Origin of the sequence: Alkalihalophilus pseudofirmus OF4 (assembly GCF_000005825.2) — a bacterium.
Classification (GTDB): domain Bacteria; phylum Bacillota; class Bacilli; order Bacillales; family Bacillaceae_D; genus Alkalihalophilus; species Alkalihalophilus pseudofirmus.
This window is the reverse complement of sequence record NC_013791.2, coordinates 286,011-300,702: the sequence shown is the minus strand read 5'-3', so window position 1 is coordinate 300,702 and position 14,692 is coordinate 286,011. Positions and strand designations below refer to the sequence as shown.

Here is a 14,692-nt window from a genome sequence, read left to right as displayed (position 1 = left end):
CTCCTACACTCACTTATTCCCAAACATTTTCCTTTTTAACCTTAGAATTTCTAGAAAAATGTAAAAGAATCTATGACTGAATTAATCTATCTTATTGTGTTGATTTCTTTTTCCCAAAATAAAGCAAGCCTAAAAGAAGCCATGATATCATGATCACAAATGCAATAATAAGTGTAATAACTGGGCCTAGTGCTATAATAAGAGGGACGGATGCCGCTGTGACAATTCCACCTCCTACAATAAGGTCAAGCATCAGTTGTTTATAACTAAATCCTTCCTTTGCTGGGCTTTCGTCTTTAGGATCTGCGAGTTTAATCAATAACAAACCAGCAGCACTCATCCCCATCGCCTGTCCTAAATCTCCAATTGCCCGCTCAAACCAATAGTCAGGCATAATACGAGGAGCAATGAATATGAAGGCCACAATATTCCACCCTATTGCAGCAACAGACATAAGTAAGAATGGGACGATATATTCACCAAGGACTGACAAGGATAATGTGGCGATAGCTGACACAATCAGCAAATCTAAGGCAAACCCTTGGATACGAGTAATCAGGTCCCGGTCTAAAATGGACTTTTTAACAAACTTACTTAGAACAAGCTGAACTATGACCGCACCAACCATTGCTAAAGGGAATAAAGGCAGGTGAACAAAAAGCTCCATATTCTCACCCCATAGAGCCCCTTCAATTAAAATAAACCCTTCTAAAATGACATACCCAATGGCAATAGCCACCCCTATGTATGCAAAATGAACAGTAAGTGTTTCGATCACTTCAGAGCGAGTTGTCTGATTGCCAGCAGACATGTCTTGCTGGTCTTCCTTTTTGATTAAGCCTTTCTTTTGTTCATCTGAAATGTCATCAGGACTATTTAAAATTTCGGTTTCCCCTTTACGCGCAGCCCAATTTATTAATAAAATTCCTAGAAAAACTCCAGTTAGAACGCCGACAGTAGCTAATCCAATTGCTAAATCTCTTCCTTCTTCAAAACCAACGCCGCTGAATGTACCAGATAATCCGGCTGCGGTACCATGTCCACCAACAAAGCTGATCTCAAGTAAGGCACCAGCCGCTGGATTCATTCCAAATAAAGGCGTTAATACCACTAAAGCCAATGTGATGCCAATGACGTACTGTCCCCATGATAGAAAATGGGCAAATGTTATTTGCGGGCCAGCAACCTTCCATATCTTTTTGATATTAGGAACTTTCTTCCCTATGAATAAAGATGCAAAGATGATACTGATCAACAGTTCAGGGAGCACTTCCCATACCTCTATCATAGGGGCTGGGAAAAGCCCTCCCCCTTCAAATACTTCTACTCCAAACAGACCAAGCACTTCCGGTCCTAGAAGCAGTCCAAGAAGCCCCGCAATAATTGAGCTTGGGATAAAGAAAGATTGTAGAAATGGCGTGGCAACCCGAATCCATTTTCCGATAATAAGTAAAACACCTAATATGATAAAGCTAAACCCTATAACTTCTGCCGACATAAAAACAAAGTCCTCCTCTTCTTTTACTTTATAGAGAAATATTACCTGCCGATTGAAAGATAAAACGTATCGTTATTAATCAAATAAAATAAAGCACCCTCCAAGGATGCTTTAAACAACGACAGATAAATCGCCTCTTCCGAAATAATCAAGTAATTCAGGCCCGTTGTAAACTAGGTTTAGAATATCTGCAATTCGATATTGCTCTTCAGTGATTGTCATACGTTCTTTATCCGGATAAGGTATAAACACACGGAAGCCGTCTACTGCAACTGTACGAAAACGTTCTATCGCTACTCCGTTATAACGTAAATTAAAGAATTTCTCATAAGCAATATCATCCTCATAAGCTGAAATCCAATCTTCACTTAATCCTTCACTCGGAACAGTAATATCAGAATCAATTGTAATGGAGATATTATCTTTGAATACATACACACTAGTGTCTTGATCATATAACCAGTCACTAGGCTTTGATTCAATAATGGATAACTTAAACTCTTCGTATCTCATTTTCGTCAACTCCTTTGTACCCTAAATCCCCTCTCTCTTCTGATTTGAAACCTAAACAAGAAACCTCCAATGATCTTCACTAACTTGATCCTTTTATAAATTGAGAAGATAATGACTATAGATTTATATACACAAGAGAATGAAAGGAGAGCTCCCTGTGGATTCTTTTCCTCACCACTTCAAAGAGAAGCACCTGCTTACCCCTAAGGTGAAAATGAATTTAAAATTAAAAATGATCCTGTTAATAGGAGCATTAATTTCGCTTACTTTTATCATTATGGGTGTGTTTCTTCATTATTTCTTTTCTGATACGATTGAAACACAATTAGGTGAGCGAGCGTTAAGCGTAGCAACAAGCATTTCGCTCATTCCTGAAATCCAAGAGGCATTTGCCCTTGATGATCCTGCAGCTGTCATCCAGCCGATCGTTAAACCAATTCAAGAAGAGACAGGCGCTGAATTTATTGTTGTCGGAAATACCAATGAAATACGTTATGCTCATCCTGATGAAGAGAAAATTGGGTTGAAGATGGTTGGTGAGGACAACGCGCCTGCCCTCTTACACGGAGAGTCCTATATATCAAAAGCCACCGGTTCCCTAGGGTATTCCATCAGAGGAAAAGTTCCTGTGTATTCCGAAGAAGAAATTGTCGGAGTTGTTTCAGTAGGGTATTTAGTAAATGATGTGCAAAGCATGGTTCTTACATACAGTAAAGAGCTTTGGTATGTCCTTCTCTTTATGATCACTCTCGGTATTATTGGAGCTGTTCTGATTGCTCACTACATAAAAAAGCTGTTATTCGGGTTAGAGCCGGAGGAAATCTCGCATTTATTACTTCAAAAAGAGACGATCCTGCAATCTACGCACGAGGGGATTATCGCAGTCAATCAAGAAGGAAAAGTTACCCTGGCTAATCATGCCGCTTTAAAACTTCTAACAGATCGACACTCTGCTCCACTATCACCACTAGAGAGTCCGGTTGGCAGGCCCATTCAAGAAGTATTACCCATGTCTGCCCTTCCTCACGTTCTTCATTCCGGGGAAAGTCAGTATGATCAGCAGATGTATGTAGGAGCTCATACCGTGTTAGTTAACCGTGTTCCTATTTTTTATGAGAAAACACTAATCGGTGCGGTTTCCACCTTCCGTAATAAAACAGAAATTGACCAGCTCACCAAGGAACTCACACAAGCCAAACAATATGCTGATGCGCTTCGTGCCGAGACGCATGAATTTTCTAATAAACTATTCACGATATTAGGGCTGCTGCAATTAGAAAGAAAAGACGAAGCCATTGCATTTATTCAAAAGGAAAATAATATTCAACAAGACTGGATCCATTCTGTATTAGAGAAGGTCACCGATCCGATGGTTGGGGCAATTCTTCTTGGAAAGCTCAATCAAGCGATGGAACAACGGGTTAATATGGTGATTGAAGAAGGCAGCCAATTGATGCATCCATTAAAGGAACCACAGCAGGAAGCCCTTGTCACAGCTTTAGGAAACCTTCTTGAAAATGCGATAGATGCGGCTAAAACAAATCCCAAGCTGCAGCAAGTCAGTATCTTTTTTACCGATGTCGGTGAAGACCTTGTGTTTGAAATGGAGGACTCCGGACCAGGAATTCCAATGGATTTAGCGAACAGCATCTTTACTAGGGGCTTCTCCACAAAAAAAGGAGAGCATCGCGGATTTGGCCTTGCTCTTGTAAAAGAAGTGCTCGCTGAAGTGAATGGACAAATTTATATAGAAGAAGGCGATCTTGGCGGTGCTTGCTTTGTCATAACGATCCCTAAAACAAAACGTTTCTAAGGAGGTTCTTCCCTTGCAAAATCCAATGTATAACGTACTCATCGTGGAAGATGACTTTCGTGTCGCTGAAATAACAAAAGGATTTGTTGAAAAAGTGGATGGTTTCAATGTGATTGGCCTATGCAAGACAGGCGCTGAAACTGAAAGCTTTCTATTTAATCTTAACGAAACAACTCCTGATCTCATCTTATTAGATGTATATATTCCTGATGTGAACGGGCTTGACCTTTTCTGGAAGATTCGTGAGAACTTGCATCAAGTGGATATCGTCATGATAACAGCTGCAAAAGAAGTCTATACGATTGAAGAAGCGCTTCGCGGCGGGATTTTCGATTATATTGTAAAGCCGGTTGATTTTAACCGTTTTAAACGCACGTTAGATACATTCAAAGATCAAAGAGGATCCCTTTCTTCTAAAGAAAAGCTTAATCAAGAAGAAATCGATCTCTTAACCAGGGCGCAAAGCCCTTCCCAGTCCGCTGCCTTAGTAGAGCAAGAGCAGCTTCCTAAAGGAATTGACAGCATCACACTTGATAAGGTTAAAAACATTCTAAGCTTACATAGTGATACGGGCATAACGGCAAGTAGCTTAGGAGAAGCCGTAGGGATAAGCCGCTCCACTGCAAGGAGATATTTAGAATATCTTGTATCTATAAGTGAAGCACGGGCTGAATTAAGTTATGGCGATGTCGGAAGACCGGAGCGACTCTACATTTCTAACAAGTAACCCTGTGAACAAAATGAACAAAACCCTCGAAATGAACAATATTTCATTAATGTTCATAAACTTCATCCTCTCTATTTTTCGTGATAAAGTTCTGTAATATCAGACAATTAGAAAAATAGAGGGATTTTATTTTTGAGTGTATTTGTATACGCTTACAAAATCCCCTCTTTACTATTAAAAACAAAGGGGAGAGTATTATGCTTAGTATCATCGGTTTTGTTACCATTTTAGCTATTGTCCTGTTTCTTCTTAGCGGCAAAATGTCACCTATTATCAGCCTTATTACGATACCGATTCTTGGGGCTCTTTTAGCAGGTTTCTCAATTGCAGAGATTGGATTGTTCTTTGATGAGGGGATAGCTAAAGTTATCAGCGTAGTGATTATGTTTATCTTTGCCATTCTTTATTTTGGAATTATGCAAGATGCAGGCCTTTTTGATCCAATTATTAATAAAGTCATTAAGGTCTCTAAAGGGAATATCGTTGCTGTGGCTGTTGGTACGGTTATCATTGGAGCGATTGCGCATTTAGATGGTTCCGGAGCTTCTACTTTTTTAATTACGATCCCAGCACTCCTTCCATTATATAAACGGTTAAAAATGAATCCGTATCTTTTGCTATTACTAGTAGGTACTAGTGCTAGTATTATGAATATGGTACCGTGGGCTGGTCCAATTGGACGTGTCGGCTCTGTCCTTGGAATGGATCCCACCGAACTATGGAGACCCCTTATTCCGCTTCAAATTATTGCTCTTATTCTACTAATGGGATTAGCCTTTTTCTTAGGACTAAGAGAAAAACGCCGTATTGAAAAACTCGCAGTATCATCTGATCAGCTTGAAGCAGCGGCAGCATTGGATGTTACAGATGATGATGTAGCTCCCACAAAAGATACAACTCTCGCAAGACCTAAACTATTATGGGTAAACCTCCTCTTAACGCTCGGTTTAATTGCGATGTTAGTATGGGGAATTCTACCGGCAGGATTTATCTTTATGATCGCACTAAGTATTGCACTGCCGCTTAATTATCCTAAAGTAGATGATCAAATGGATCGAATTAAAGCCCATGCACCAAATGCCTTATTGATGGCTGCTATTATTCTTGCAGCAGGTTCTTTCCTTGGAATTTTAGGCGGGTCAGGAATGCTTGATGCCTTAGCTACAGATCTTGTTACCTTACTGCCAGCTTTCATCATTCCTTATCTGCACCTGATCATCGGCTTTTTCGGTGCACCATTTGAACTGATCTTAAACACGGATGCCTATTACTTTGCCCTCTTGCCTGTCGTTGAACAAATCGTAACTTCATACGGTGTTGAATCAACCTCAGCTGCTTACGCAATGGTGATTGGTAATATCATCGGAACATTTATCAGCCCGTTCTCTCCTGCGCTGTGGCTTGCACTCGGCTTAGCAGGGCTTGAGATGGGTAAACATATTCGCTATTCCTTCTTCTGGATTTGGGGCTTCAGCGTCGTGTTACTAATTATTGCTGTAGTCATTGGAATTGTATAACGAGTTTAAAGCTTCTCAGCCATCTTGGTATGAGAAGCTTTTTTCATTTTCATAAGGCTCCATCCGCAAATGACAATTTTTTCATGTTAGATTATGTGACATTATTGTTGTTTCATGTTCCTCTTCGCGTTAAAGTTTTATTAATCTAAATATTCTTTTTAATTTGTTTTGGGAGGGTTAGATCATGAAATTAACAGCAGTAGAGAAAGAGAAACTATTAATCGTCGTTGCTGGTCAATTGAGCAAAGATCGAAAAGAACGTGGAATATTATTAAATTATCCCGAGGCTACCGCCTATTTAACATGCTACGCAATTGAGAAAGCGCGTGAAGGCAAAAGTGTTGAAGAAATTATGGAGCTTGGCCGCCATGTCCTTACAGCGGATGATCTAATGGAAGGTGTTCCTGAAATGCTGGATAGTATCCAAGTTGAAGCGACATTTCCGGACGGTGTGAAACTTGTAACGATTCATCACCCAATACAAGCGGGGGTGAAATCATGAAACCAGGAGCATTTAAGATAGCCGAAGGTTCAATAGAGATCAATGCAGGAAGAGATACATTGGAGTTAACTGTTAAAAACACAGGAACGCGTTCTATTCAAATAGGATCGCACTTTCATTTCGCAGAGGCGAACAGCGCCCTTTCTTTTGACCGAGAAAAAGCAATTGGCATGCGGCTCGATATTCCTTCTGGCACCGCCATTCGAATTGAACCGGAAGAAGAACAAAGCGTAACGCTCGTCTCCATAGCCGGTTATAAAACAGTGTATGGCTTAAATGGGATGACAGAAGGCTCCCTAGATGAAGGAGGAAAAGAGAAAACACTTAAGAAACTCACAGAATCTGGCTGGATGACAAAGGAGATTTTATCATGAAGATTTCTAAACAACGATACGCAGAGCTTTTCGGACCGACAACTGGAGATCAAGTACGTTTAGCAGACACCGATTTATGGATTGAGATCGAAAAAGATTGTACCGTATACGGCGAAGAAATGATTTTCGGCGGGGGAAAATCTATTCGAGATGGGATGGGTCAAAACGGCAGATTAACAGCTAAAGATGGCGCCCTTGATTTAGTCATTACGAACGTCATCGTCGTTGATTACACAGGTATCATTAAAGCTGATGTGGGAGTGAAAAATGGACGAGTAGTCGGTGTAGGAAAAAGCGGCAACCCGGATATTATGGATAATGTTGACCCTAACCTCGTTATCGGAGCAGGAACAGAAGTCATTTCAGGTGAAGGAAAAATCTTAACCGCTGGCGGGGTTGATACCCACATTCACTTTATTTGTCCGCAGCAAATGGAAGTGGCCCTCTCCTCTGGGATCACCACCTTAATTGGCGGCGGAACAGGACCGGCAACGGGAAGTAAAGCAACAACTTGTACTTCTGGTCCATGGTATATGGAAAGGATGCTGGAAGCCGCAGAAGAATTCCCTGTAAATGTAGGCTTCCTAGGGAAAGGAAATGCCTCTCACCCTGCTCCTTTAATCGAGCAAATTGAAGCTGGTGCTGTCGGCCTTAAACTTCATGAGGACTGGGGCTCTACGCCTAAAGCGATTGAAACATGTATGGAAGTCGTAGAAGATGCTGATATTCAAGTAGCGATTCACACCGATACGCTAAATGAAGCTGGATTTCTAGAAAACACCCTAGAAGCAATCGGCGATCGAGTGATTCATACATATCATATTGAAGGTGCAGGCGGAGGACATGCTCCAGATATTATGAGGCTCGCTTCTCACTCGAATATTTTGCCTTCCTCTACTACACCAACGATGCCTTATACAACGAATACGATGGAAGAGCATTTAGATATGATGATGGTCTGCCATCACCTAGATTCAAATGTTCCAGAAGATGTGGCATTCAGCCGTTCCCGTATTCGTGCAGCAACGATTGCCGCTGAAGATGTCTTACATGATATTGGTGCGATCAGCATGATGTCCTCTGACTCGCAAGCTATGGGGCGTGTAGGTGAAGTCATTATCCGCACGTGGCAGACCGCTGATAAAATGAAGAAACAGCGCGGTCCGCTTGTTAGCGAACATGACCATGACAATGAACGTGTAAAGCGCTATATTGCTAAATACACAATTAATCCAGCCATCACTCATGGAATAAGCCATGACGTCGGTTCAATCGAGAGCGGTAAATTAGCTGACCTTGTTTTATGGGATCCTGTATTCTTTGGTGTAAAACCAGAGCTTGTGTTAAAAGGAGGAATGATCGCGCGCGCTCAGATGGGTGATCCAAATGCATCCATCCCAACACCGGAACCAGTGTATATGCGCAGAATGTACGCCTCATACGGACGAGCTAACCGTTCTACATCGATCACTTTTATGTCGCAAGCAAGCATTGATCTTGGGGTCCCTGAAAAATTAGGGTTAACAAAAATGATTTCTCCTGTTCGCAACATAAGAAACCTAAGTAAGCTGGATATGAAACTAAATAATGCCCTGCCACAAATTGAAATCAACCCGAAAACGTATCAAGTCTTTGCAGATGGCGAAGAAATTTCGTGTGAACCGGTAAGCTCGGTTCCGCTCGGGCAAAGATACTTTTTGTTTTAATCATAAGCTAAACGAAGCATCTCCTCTTTTAAAGAGTGAGATCCTTCGCTTTTTGATCTTTCCATTCTTTTAAAAAAGAATATCCACCCAGATTTTTATGGCCGTAGCGAAAATCAAGATCGCTAACATCCATTGCAAGATTTTTGTATTCATTTTCTTTCCCACTTTTGCCCCTAACGGAGAGGCTATTAAACTAGCAATGATCATGATCACAGCAGGCCAAAATAAAACTTGCCCTGTAAGAACTTTCCCTGTCGCTGCTCCTATTGATGAAATAAAAGTAATAGCTAAGGATGAGGCGATCGTCATTCGCGTCGGAATCTTTAAGACAATAAGCATAATCGGCACTAAAATAAATGCTCCTGCAGCACCTACGATTCCGGCTCCTATTCCTACTAGAAAAGCTAACATAGCAGCTAACCACTTATTAAACGTCACTTCTTCTAAAGGAATATCATCAATATTCTTCTTCGGTAAAAACATCATTCCAGCTGCAATAATTGCTAGAATTCCGTATACGAGATTCACGCCTGAACCCGGCATAAAACGTGATCCATATCCTCCAATGAAACTTCCAATCAACACACTTACTCCCATATACAAAATTAATGTTTTGTTTAAATATCCTCCTTTTCTATATACCCACACGCCCCCGATTGTAGCGAAAAGCACTTGTACCGCACTAATCCCTGACACCTCATGAGCGGTAAAAGCTGATAGTCCAACGATAGACGGAATATAGAGCAGCATCGGATATTTAATAATTGATCCGCCTATACCTACCATTCCAGAAATAAATGAACCTGCAAAACCAATTAAAAAGATTACCACAATGAAAAAGAAATTCACTTCCATACTTACACCTTCTTATCTAAAATTTTTCTCTATGATGCGTCAAACCAATTACCCTATACCGTATAAAAGAATCTATAACCTGTTACCTGCAGCTGCATGCTTCCGTTCTTCTTTGATTGTAACTCGAATTAATTTATAATAGAAATAAATAATAACAATACAGATCATTACGATTCATAATGGAGTGGTTAACATGCAGCTTGATTGGATTCGAAGTTACGTAACTCTCGTTCATTTTCAACATTTCACAAAGACGAGTGAATACTTGAATCTTTCTCAGCCAACAATCAGTATTCACATTAAGAAATTAGAAGATTACCTAGGTGTAAAACTGATTGAACGGTCCCTCACCAATCGATCATTCACACTGACAAATGCTGGCCAGGAAGTTTTTGAACAAGGAAAAAAGATGCTTGAGATTAGCAGATCGATTGAACAGGTGAAAGAAAAGAAAGAAGAGATTTCGCTGAGAATTGGAGCAACAAATACAGTGAGTGATGTCATCCTGCCTGACTTCGTGAAGAAAATCAGAGTGCTCTATCCCCAAATTCGTCTGCAGCTGATGATTCACAATCACGAACAAATCGTTGAAGGGCTCGAGCAACAAAAACTTGACCTTGCCTTGGTAGAAGGAACAAGCGGACTCGGACCTTTTCATGTCGAAGTAGTCAGCCGGGATGAACTTAGATTCTATGCCAAGCAACGGATGCCGCTTGCCACCTCTCCTCTCCTATTGCGGGAAAAAGGTTCTGGAACGAGAGAATATGCCGATCAATTTCTTTTATCTGAGAGAGTTGAACCTAGCGAAATTATTGAAGCAAGCAGTCATTATTTAATTAAGCAACTGGCTATTAGAGGACTCGGCATTGCCTTTCTCTCTCATTCAATGGTGAAAGAAGAAGTATCAGAAGGAAAGCTCGTACCACTCGATCCGCATGTGATCTACCGGCCATTTTATGCGGTCTACGAAGAAGAACATATGCACACCCCGATTTTAAAGGAGCTTTGTGACCTCCTGCAGAGCATTACGTAGACCCTGAGATGGAGATTCCAGAAGAAAAGAACGTTAAAAGTCTGCACTGCTCTCTTTTAAATGATAAAAAAGCATGCTCTCTTATCATGAGCATGCTTAAATAATATTGATATCAATTCTTAAAAAGCATTTATTTCTTCTTAATCCAAAATTTAATGATCTTCTCTTCTTGAACCGTTTTTAAAAGGGTATGACCAGCTTTTTCACTCCATGCGGGCAGGTCGTTTAAAGCTCCTTTGTCTGTTACATGAAGCTCTAACACTTGACCGTGTTCCAATGATTCAATGCCTTTTTTAAGTTCAATGATTGGCATTGGACATGTTAACCCTGTGACATCTACAACCTTATCAACCTTTATTTCATTCTCTTTAAAGTTATTGGTAGTAGTTTTATCATCTATAGCAAGGTTTTCTCTTAACACAGAAGAGTAGGTTTTCCAGCCGCCATCAACATTTTTCACTTTGTATCCCTTGTTTTTAAGAATCTGGCTAGCTAGGTATCCTCTTAAACCAACCTGACAGCTGACATAGATCGTCTGATCCTTTGGCAGCTCTGATAATCGGTCTCGTAGATCATTTAATGGGATATTTGTAGAGCCCTTAATAAATCCGAATTCACGTTCCATTGGCTCACGAACATCAATTAATAATCGACCATCTGAAACGATTTGATCCACTTCATGCCACTGAATATGCTCCAATTCACCGTCCCTAATATTAGAAGCCACATAACCGGCCATATTGACAGGATCTTTTGCTGATGAAAATGGCGGTGCATAGGATAACTCTAGATTTGTTAGATCCTCTACTGTTAGTTCACCTTTGATGGCTGTTGCGATAACGTCTATTCTCTTGTCCACACCATCTGCGCCTACGGCTTGGGCTCCAAATATTTTCCCGGTATCTTTATCAAAAATAAGTTTTAAGGCCATGGGTGCAGCACCCGGATAGTAACCAGCATGAGAGCTTGGATGAATATGAACCACTTCATAAGTAATGCCGAGATGCTTTAATGTCTTTTCGTTGTTTCCGGTTGCTGCAACAGTCAAGTCAAATACCTTGGCTATAGAAGTACCCATCGTCCCTTGATACTTTTCCTTTTTTCCCAACATATTATTGGCCGCAATCCGACCTTGACGGTTGGCAGGGCCCGCAAGAGGAATCATTGCTTTTTTGCCATTGATATAATCAACAACTTCAATTGCATCCCCCACGGCATAGATGTCCTCTTTGGAAGTTTGCAGGTATTCATTTACAATGATGCCCCCGCGTTCTCCAAGCTCTAGTCCTGCTGATTTAGCCAATTCATTTTCTGGTCTGACGCCGATTGAAAGAATCGTCATATCTGTTTCTATTTCAGTTCCATCAGAAAGGAGCACTTTTTTGCCCTGTTCTGTAAAAGCCTGCACTCCGTTTTCAAGTACTAAATGTACACCTTTCTCTTTTAAATGAGTGTGTAAGATGCTTGCCATCTCAACATCGATTGGGGCCATGATTTGCTTAGCCATCTCAACAAGCGTCACTTCAATTCCGCGATCAACCAGATTTTCCGCCATTTCAATTCCAATAAATCCTCCGCCAATTACAACGGTTTTCTTAGGTTTGTTGGAATCCACATAGGTTTTGATTTTATCAGTATCAGGTATGTTTCTTAAAGTGAAAGCAGTCTTATTTTCATTTAATCCTGGAATTGGCGGAACAATCGGCCTTGCACCAGGGGATAATAATAACTTGTCATACGTTTCTTCGTACTCTTCCTCGTTTCTTAGGTTCTTGATTACCACTTTATTATTTTGTGGATCAATGCTAAGTACTTCACTTAAATTTCTAATATCAAGATTAAAACGTTTCGACATGCCTTCAACGGTCTGAACGAGTAATTTGCTTCGTTCTTTAATGGTTTCGCCAATATAGTAAGGCAGTCCGCAATTAGCAAATGAAATATGTTCACCACGTTCAACAAGAATAATTTCCACGTCTTCACTAATCCTTCTTAATCTCGCTGCCGCTGTTGCACCGCCCGCTACTCCACCTACAATGATTACTTTAGTACTCATTTAATCCCCTCCAAAATATAGAAATTTAAATTTCCATTTAATAACTTTGATATGAATACAACATATACCCTATAAGGTATCTTACGATTTTATTATACCTGATGTGCTAATAATGTGGAGGGATTTGTGAATTATTTCACATTTAATTCACAATCTTTCCCTTGGAGATAAAATCGCTTGTGAGGCTTATATGCTCTCAAACCAGTAGACTTAAAAACAAAAAAAGCTCCCCATAAGTTTGTTTAACTTATGAGAAGCTTCTTTTCACTTTATGTCAAAACCTTATCTATCAAGGGTTTGAGGGGGCAGATGTCTAGCCTTCACTCCTAGAAACTCCGGACTCTTCACACCCTCCTACGTGGCAAAGAACGCCACTTGTCAGATGCTCCAGATTCCTGCGTTTCTGAGCAGTCGCTTCAGCTTTTCTTATTACATCATGCCGCCCATTCCACCCATGCCGCCCATGCCGCCCATGTCAGGCATGCCGCCGCCTTCGTTTTCCTCAGGCTTATCAGCGATTACAGCTTCTGTTGTTAAGAACATAGCTGATACTGATGCAGCGTGTTGTAGAGCTGAACGCGTTACTTTTGTTGGGTCAACGATACCTGTTTCAACCATGTTTACCCACTCGCCAGTAGCTGCGTTGAATCCAAAGCCAACTTCTTGTGACTTAAGACGCTCAACAATAACAGAACCTTCAAGACCTGCATTGTGTGCAATTTGACGAACTGGCTCTTCTAGAGCACGAAGTACGATGTTCACACCAGTTGCTTCGTCTCCATCAGCAGATACAGCTTCAACTGCTTTAATTACATTGATAAGTGCTGTACCACCACCAGCTACGATACCTTCTTCAACTGCTGCACGAGTTGAGTTAAGAGCATCTTCAATGCGAAGTTTGCGCTCTTTCATTTCAGTTTCTGTTGCAGCACCAACTTTAAGAACAGCTACACCGCCAGCTAATTTAGCAAGACGCTCTTGAAGCTTTTCTTTGTCGAAATCAGAAGTTGTTTCTTCTAATTGACCTTTGATTTGGTTTACGCGAGCTGCGATTTGATCTGCTTCGCCTGCACCTTCAACGATTGTTGTGTTTTCTTTTGTTACAACTACTTTACCAGCACGGCCAAGTTGAGTGATGTTAGCAGACTTGAGGTCAAGCCCTAGATCTTCTGTGATCACTTCTCCGCCTGTTAATGTAGCGATGTCTTCAAGCATAGCTTTACGACGGTCACCGAATCCAGGAGCTTTAACAGCTACTGCATTAAATGTTCCGCGAAGTTTGTTCACAACTAGTGTAGCAAGAGCTTCACCTTCAACATCTTCAGCGATAATAAGGATCGGCTTGCCTTGTTGTACAACTTGCTCAAGAACAGGAAGTACCTCTTGAATGTTCGAGATCTTCTTGTCTGTAATTAGAACGTAAGGGTTATCTAGAACTGCTTCCATTTTGTCAGAATCAGTTACCATGTAAGGTGAAGCATATCCGCGGTCGAATTGCATACCTTCTACCACCTCTAGCTCAGTAGAGAAACCTTTAGATTCTTCGATTGTGATAACGCCGTCGTTGCCAACGCGCTCCATTGCCTCAGCAATGATTTGGCCAACTTCCTCATCAGCAGAAGAGATTGCAGCAACTTGTGCAATAGACTCTTTACCTTCGATTGGTTTAGCGATGTTTTTAAGCTCTGTCACAGCAGCAGCTGTTGCTTTTTCGATTCCTTTACGGATAACCATCGGGTTTGCACCAGATGTTACGTTTTTAAGTCCTTCACGAATCATAGCTTGTGCAAGTACTGTTGCAGTTGTTGTACCGTCACCAGCGATGTCGTTTGTTTTGCTTGCTACTTCAGCAACAAGTTTAGCACCCATGTTCTCGAATGCATCTTCAAGTTCGATTTCCTTTGCAATCGTTACACCATCGTTTGTGATTAACGGAGAACCAAACTTCTTTTCTAAAACAACATTACGACCTTTTGGTCCAAGCGTTACTTTTACTGCATTTGCAAGTGCATCTACACCGCGCAGCATCGAACGACGTGCTTCTTCGCTAAATTTAATATCCTTAGCCATGATTTCGACCTCCTAGAAAATAGTGTAT

12 protein-coding genes are annotated in these 14,692 nt (G+C 41.0%); 7 read left to right on the top strand and 5 right to left on the bottom strand.

What is annotated here, in order from left to right; genetic code table 11:
* Positions 1 to 91 precede the first annotated feature (91 nt).
* On the bottom strand, positions 92 to 1,498 hold the full coding sequence (locus tag BPOF4_RS01620; RefSeq protein WP_012957304.1) for a sodium/glutamate symporter: 1,407 nt from the start codon (positions 1,496 to 1,498) through the stop codon (positions 92 to 94).
* Between the two features lie 111 nt (positions 1,499 to 1,609).
* Entirely contained in the window at positions 1,610 to 2,011 is a 402-nt protein-coding gene (locus tag BPOF4_RS01615; protein ID WP_012957303.1) for a hypothetical protein, read from the bottom strand.
* 157 nt (positions 2,012 to 2,168) lie between these two features.
* On the opposite strand from BPOF4_RS01615, the gene BPOF4_RS01610 reads away from it, so the two are divergent.
* The 6 genes from BPOF4_RS01610 (at position 2,169) to ureC (ending at position 8,650) form a co-directional block, all read left to right on the top strand.
* Entirely contained in the window at positions 2,169 to 3,824 is a 1,656-nt protein-coding gene (locus BPOF4_RS01610; RefSeq protein WP_012957302.1) for an ATP-binding protein, read from the top strand.
* Positions 3,825 to 3,837: 13 nt separating this feature from the next.
* A complete protein-coding gene (locus BPOF4_RS01605) occupies positions 3,838 to 4,551 on the top strand; it encodes a response regulator (protein WP_012957301.1) in 714 nt (237 codons plus the stop codon).
* A gap of 197 nt (positions 4,552 to 4,748) precedes the next feature.
* On the top strand, positions 4,749 to 6,068 hold the full coding sequence (locus tag BPOF4_RS01600; RefSeq protein WP_012957300.1) for a CitMHS family transporter: 1,320 nt from the start codon (positions 4,749 to 4,751) through the stop codon (positions 6,066 to 6,068).
* Between the two features lie 184 nt (positions 6,069 to 6,252).
* A complete protein-coding gene (gene ureA / locus BPOF4_RS01595; protein ID WP_012957299.1) occupies positions 6,253 to 6,570 on the top strand; it encodes an urease subunit gamma in 318 nt (105 codons plus the stop codon).
* A complete protein-coding gene (gene ureB, locus BPOF4_RS01590) occupies positions 6,567 to 6,944 on the top strand; it encodes an urease subunit beta (RefSeq protein WP_012957298.1) in 378 nt (125 codons plus the stop codon). Before ureA ends, ureB begins: the two co-directional genes overlap by 4 nt.
* The gene (gene ureC, locus BPOF4_RS01585; RefSeq protein WP_012957297.1) at positions 6,941 to 8,650 is read left to right on the top strand and encodes an urease subunit alpha; all 1,710 of its coding nucleotides are present in this window, start codon (positions 6,941 to 6,943) and stop codon (positions 8,648 to 8,650) included. The genes ureB and ureC overlap by 4 nt, the downstream gene beginning before the upstream one ends.
* A 69-nt stretch (positions 8,651 to 8,719) precedes the next feature.
* Here ureC and BPOF4_RS01580 read toward each other — a convergent pair whose 3' ends face one another.
* Positions 8,720 to 9,505, bottom strand: a complete 786-nt coding sequence (locus BPOF4_RS01580) for a sulfite exporter TauE/SafE family protein (protein WP_012957296.1) — start codon at positions 9,503 to 9,505, stop codon at positions 8,720 to 8,722.
* Positions 9,506 to 9,698: 193 nt separating this feature from the next.
* Here BPOF4_RS01580 and BPOF4_RS01575 point away from each other — a divergent pair, with 193 nt between their 5' ends.
* Positions 9,699 to 10,538 carry a LysR family transcriptional regulator gene (locus BPOF4_RS01575; protein WP_012957295.1) on the top strand — a complete coding sequence of 280 codons (840 nt, stop codon included), beginning with the start codon at positions 9,699 to 9,701 and terminating at the stop codon, positions 10,536 to 10,538.
* 130 nt (positions 10,539 to 10,668) lie between these two features.
* Here the strand turns inward: BPOF4_RS01575 and BPOF4_RS01570 are convergent, their stop codons facing one another.
* Positions 10,669 to 12,594 carry a CoA-disulfide reductase gene (locus tag BPOF4_RS01570; RefSeq protein WP_012957294.1) on the bottom strand — a complete coding sequence of 642 codons (1,926 nt, stop codon included), beginning with the start codon at positions 12,592 to 12,594 and terminating at the stop codon, positions 10,669 to 10,671.
* A gap of 429 nt (positions 12,595 to 13,023) precedes the next feature.
* Positions 13,024 to 14,664 (bottom strand): chaperonin GroEL, encoded by a 1,641-nt coding sequence (gene groL / locus BPOF4_RS01565; RefSeq protein ID WP_012957293.1) that lies wholly within the window; start codon positions 14,662 to 14,664, stop codon positions 13,024 to 13,026.
* Positions 14,665 to 14,692 lie beyond the last annotated feature (28 nt).

Excerpts from the sequence above, each read along its gene's own strand:
- ureA (WP_012957299.1), top strand. The coding sequence starts at position 6,253 with ATGAAATTAACAGCAGTAGAGAAAGAGAAACTATTAATCGTCGTTGCT.
- BPOF4_RS01570 (WP_012957294.1), bottom strand. The coding sequence starts at position 12,594 with ATGAGTACTAAAGTAATCATTGTAGGTGGAGTAGCGGGCGGTGCAACA.
- ureB (WP_012957298.1), top strand. The coding sequence starts at position 6,567 with ATGAAACCAGGAGCATTTAAGATAGCCGAAGGTTCAATAGAGATCAAT.
- BPOF4_RS01600 (WP_012957300.1), top strand. The coding sequence starts at position 4,749 with ATGCTTAGTATCATCGGTTTTGTTACCATTTTAGCTATTGTCCTGTTT.
- BPOF4_RS01615 (WP_012957303.1), bottom strand. The coding sequence starts at position 2,011 with ATGAGATACGAAGAGTTTAAGTTATCCATTATTGAATCAAAGCCTAGT.
- ureC (WP_012957297.1), top strand. The coding sequence starts at position 6,941 with ATGAAGATTTCTAAACAACGATACGCAGAGCTTTTCGGACCGACAACT.
- BPOF4_RS01580 (WP_012957296.1), bottom strand. The coding sequence starts at position 9,505 with ATGGAAGTGAATTTCTTTTTCATTGTGGTAATCTTTTTAATTGGTTTT.
- BPOF4_RS01575 (WP_012957295.1), top strand. The coding sequence starts at position 9,699 with ATGCAGCTTGATTGGATTCGAAGTTACGTAACTCTCGTTCATTTTCAA.
- groL (WP_012957293.1), bottom strand. The coding sequence starts at position 14,664 with ATGGCTAAGGATATTAAATTTAGCGAAGAAGCACGTCGTTCGATGCTG.
- BPOF4_RS01620 (WP_012957304.1), bottom strand. The coding sequence starts at position 1,498 with ATGTCGGCAGAAGTTATAGGGTTTAGCTTTATCATATTAGGTGTTTTA.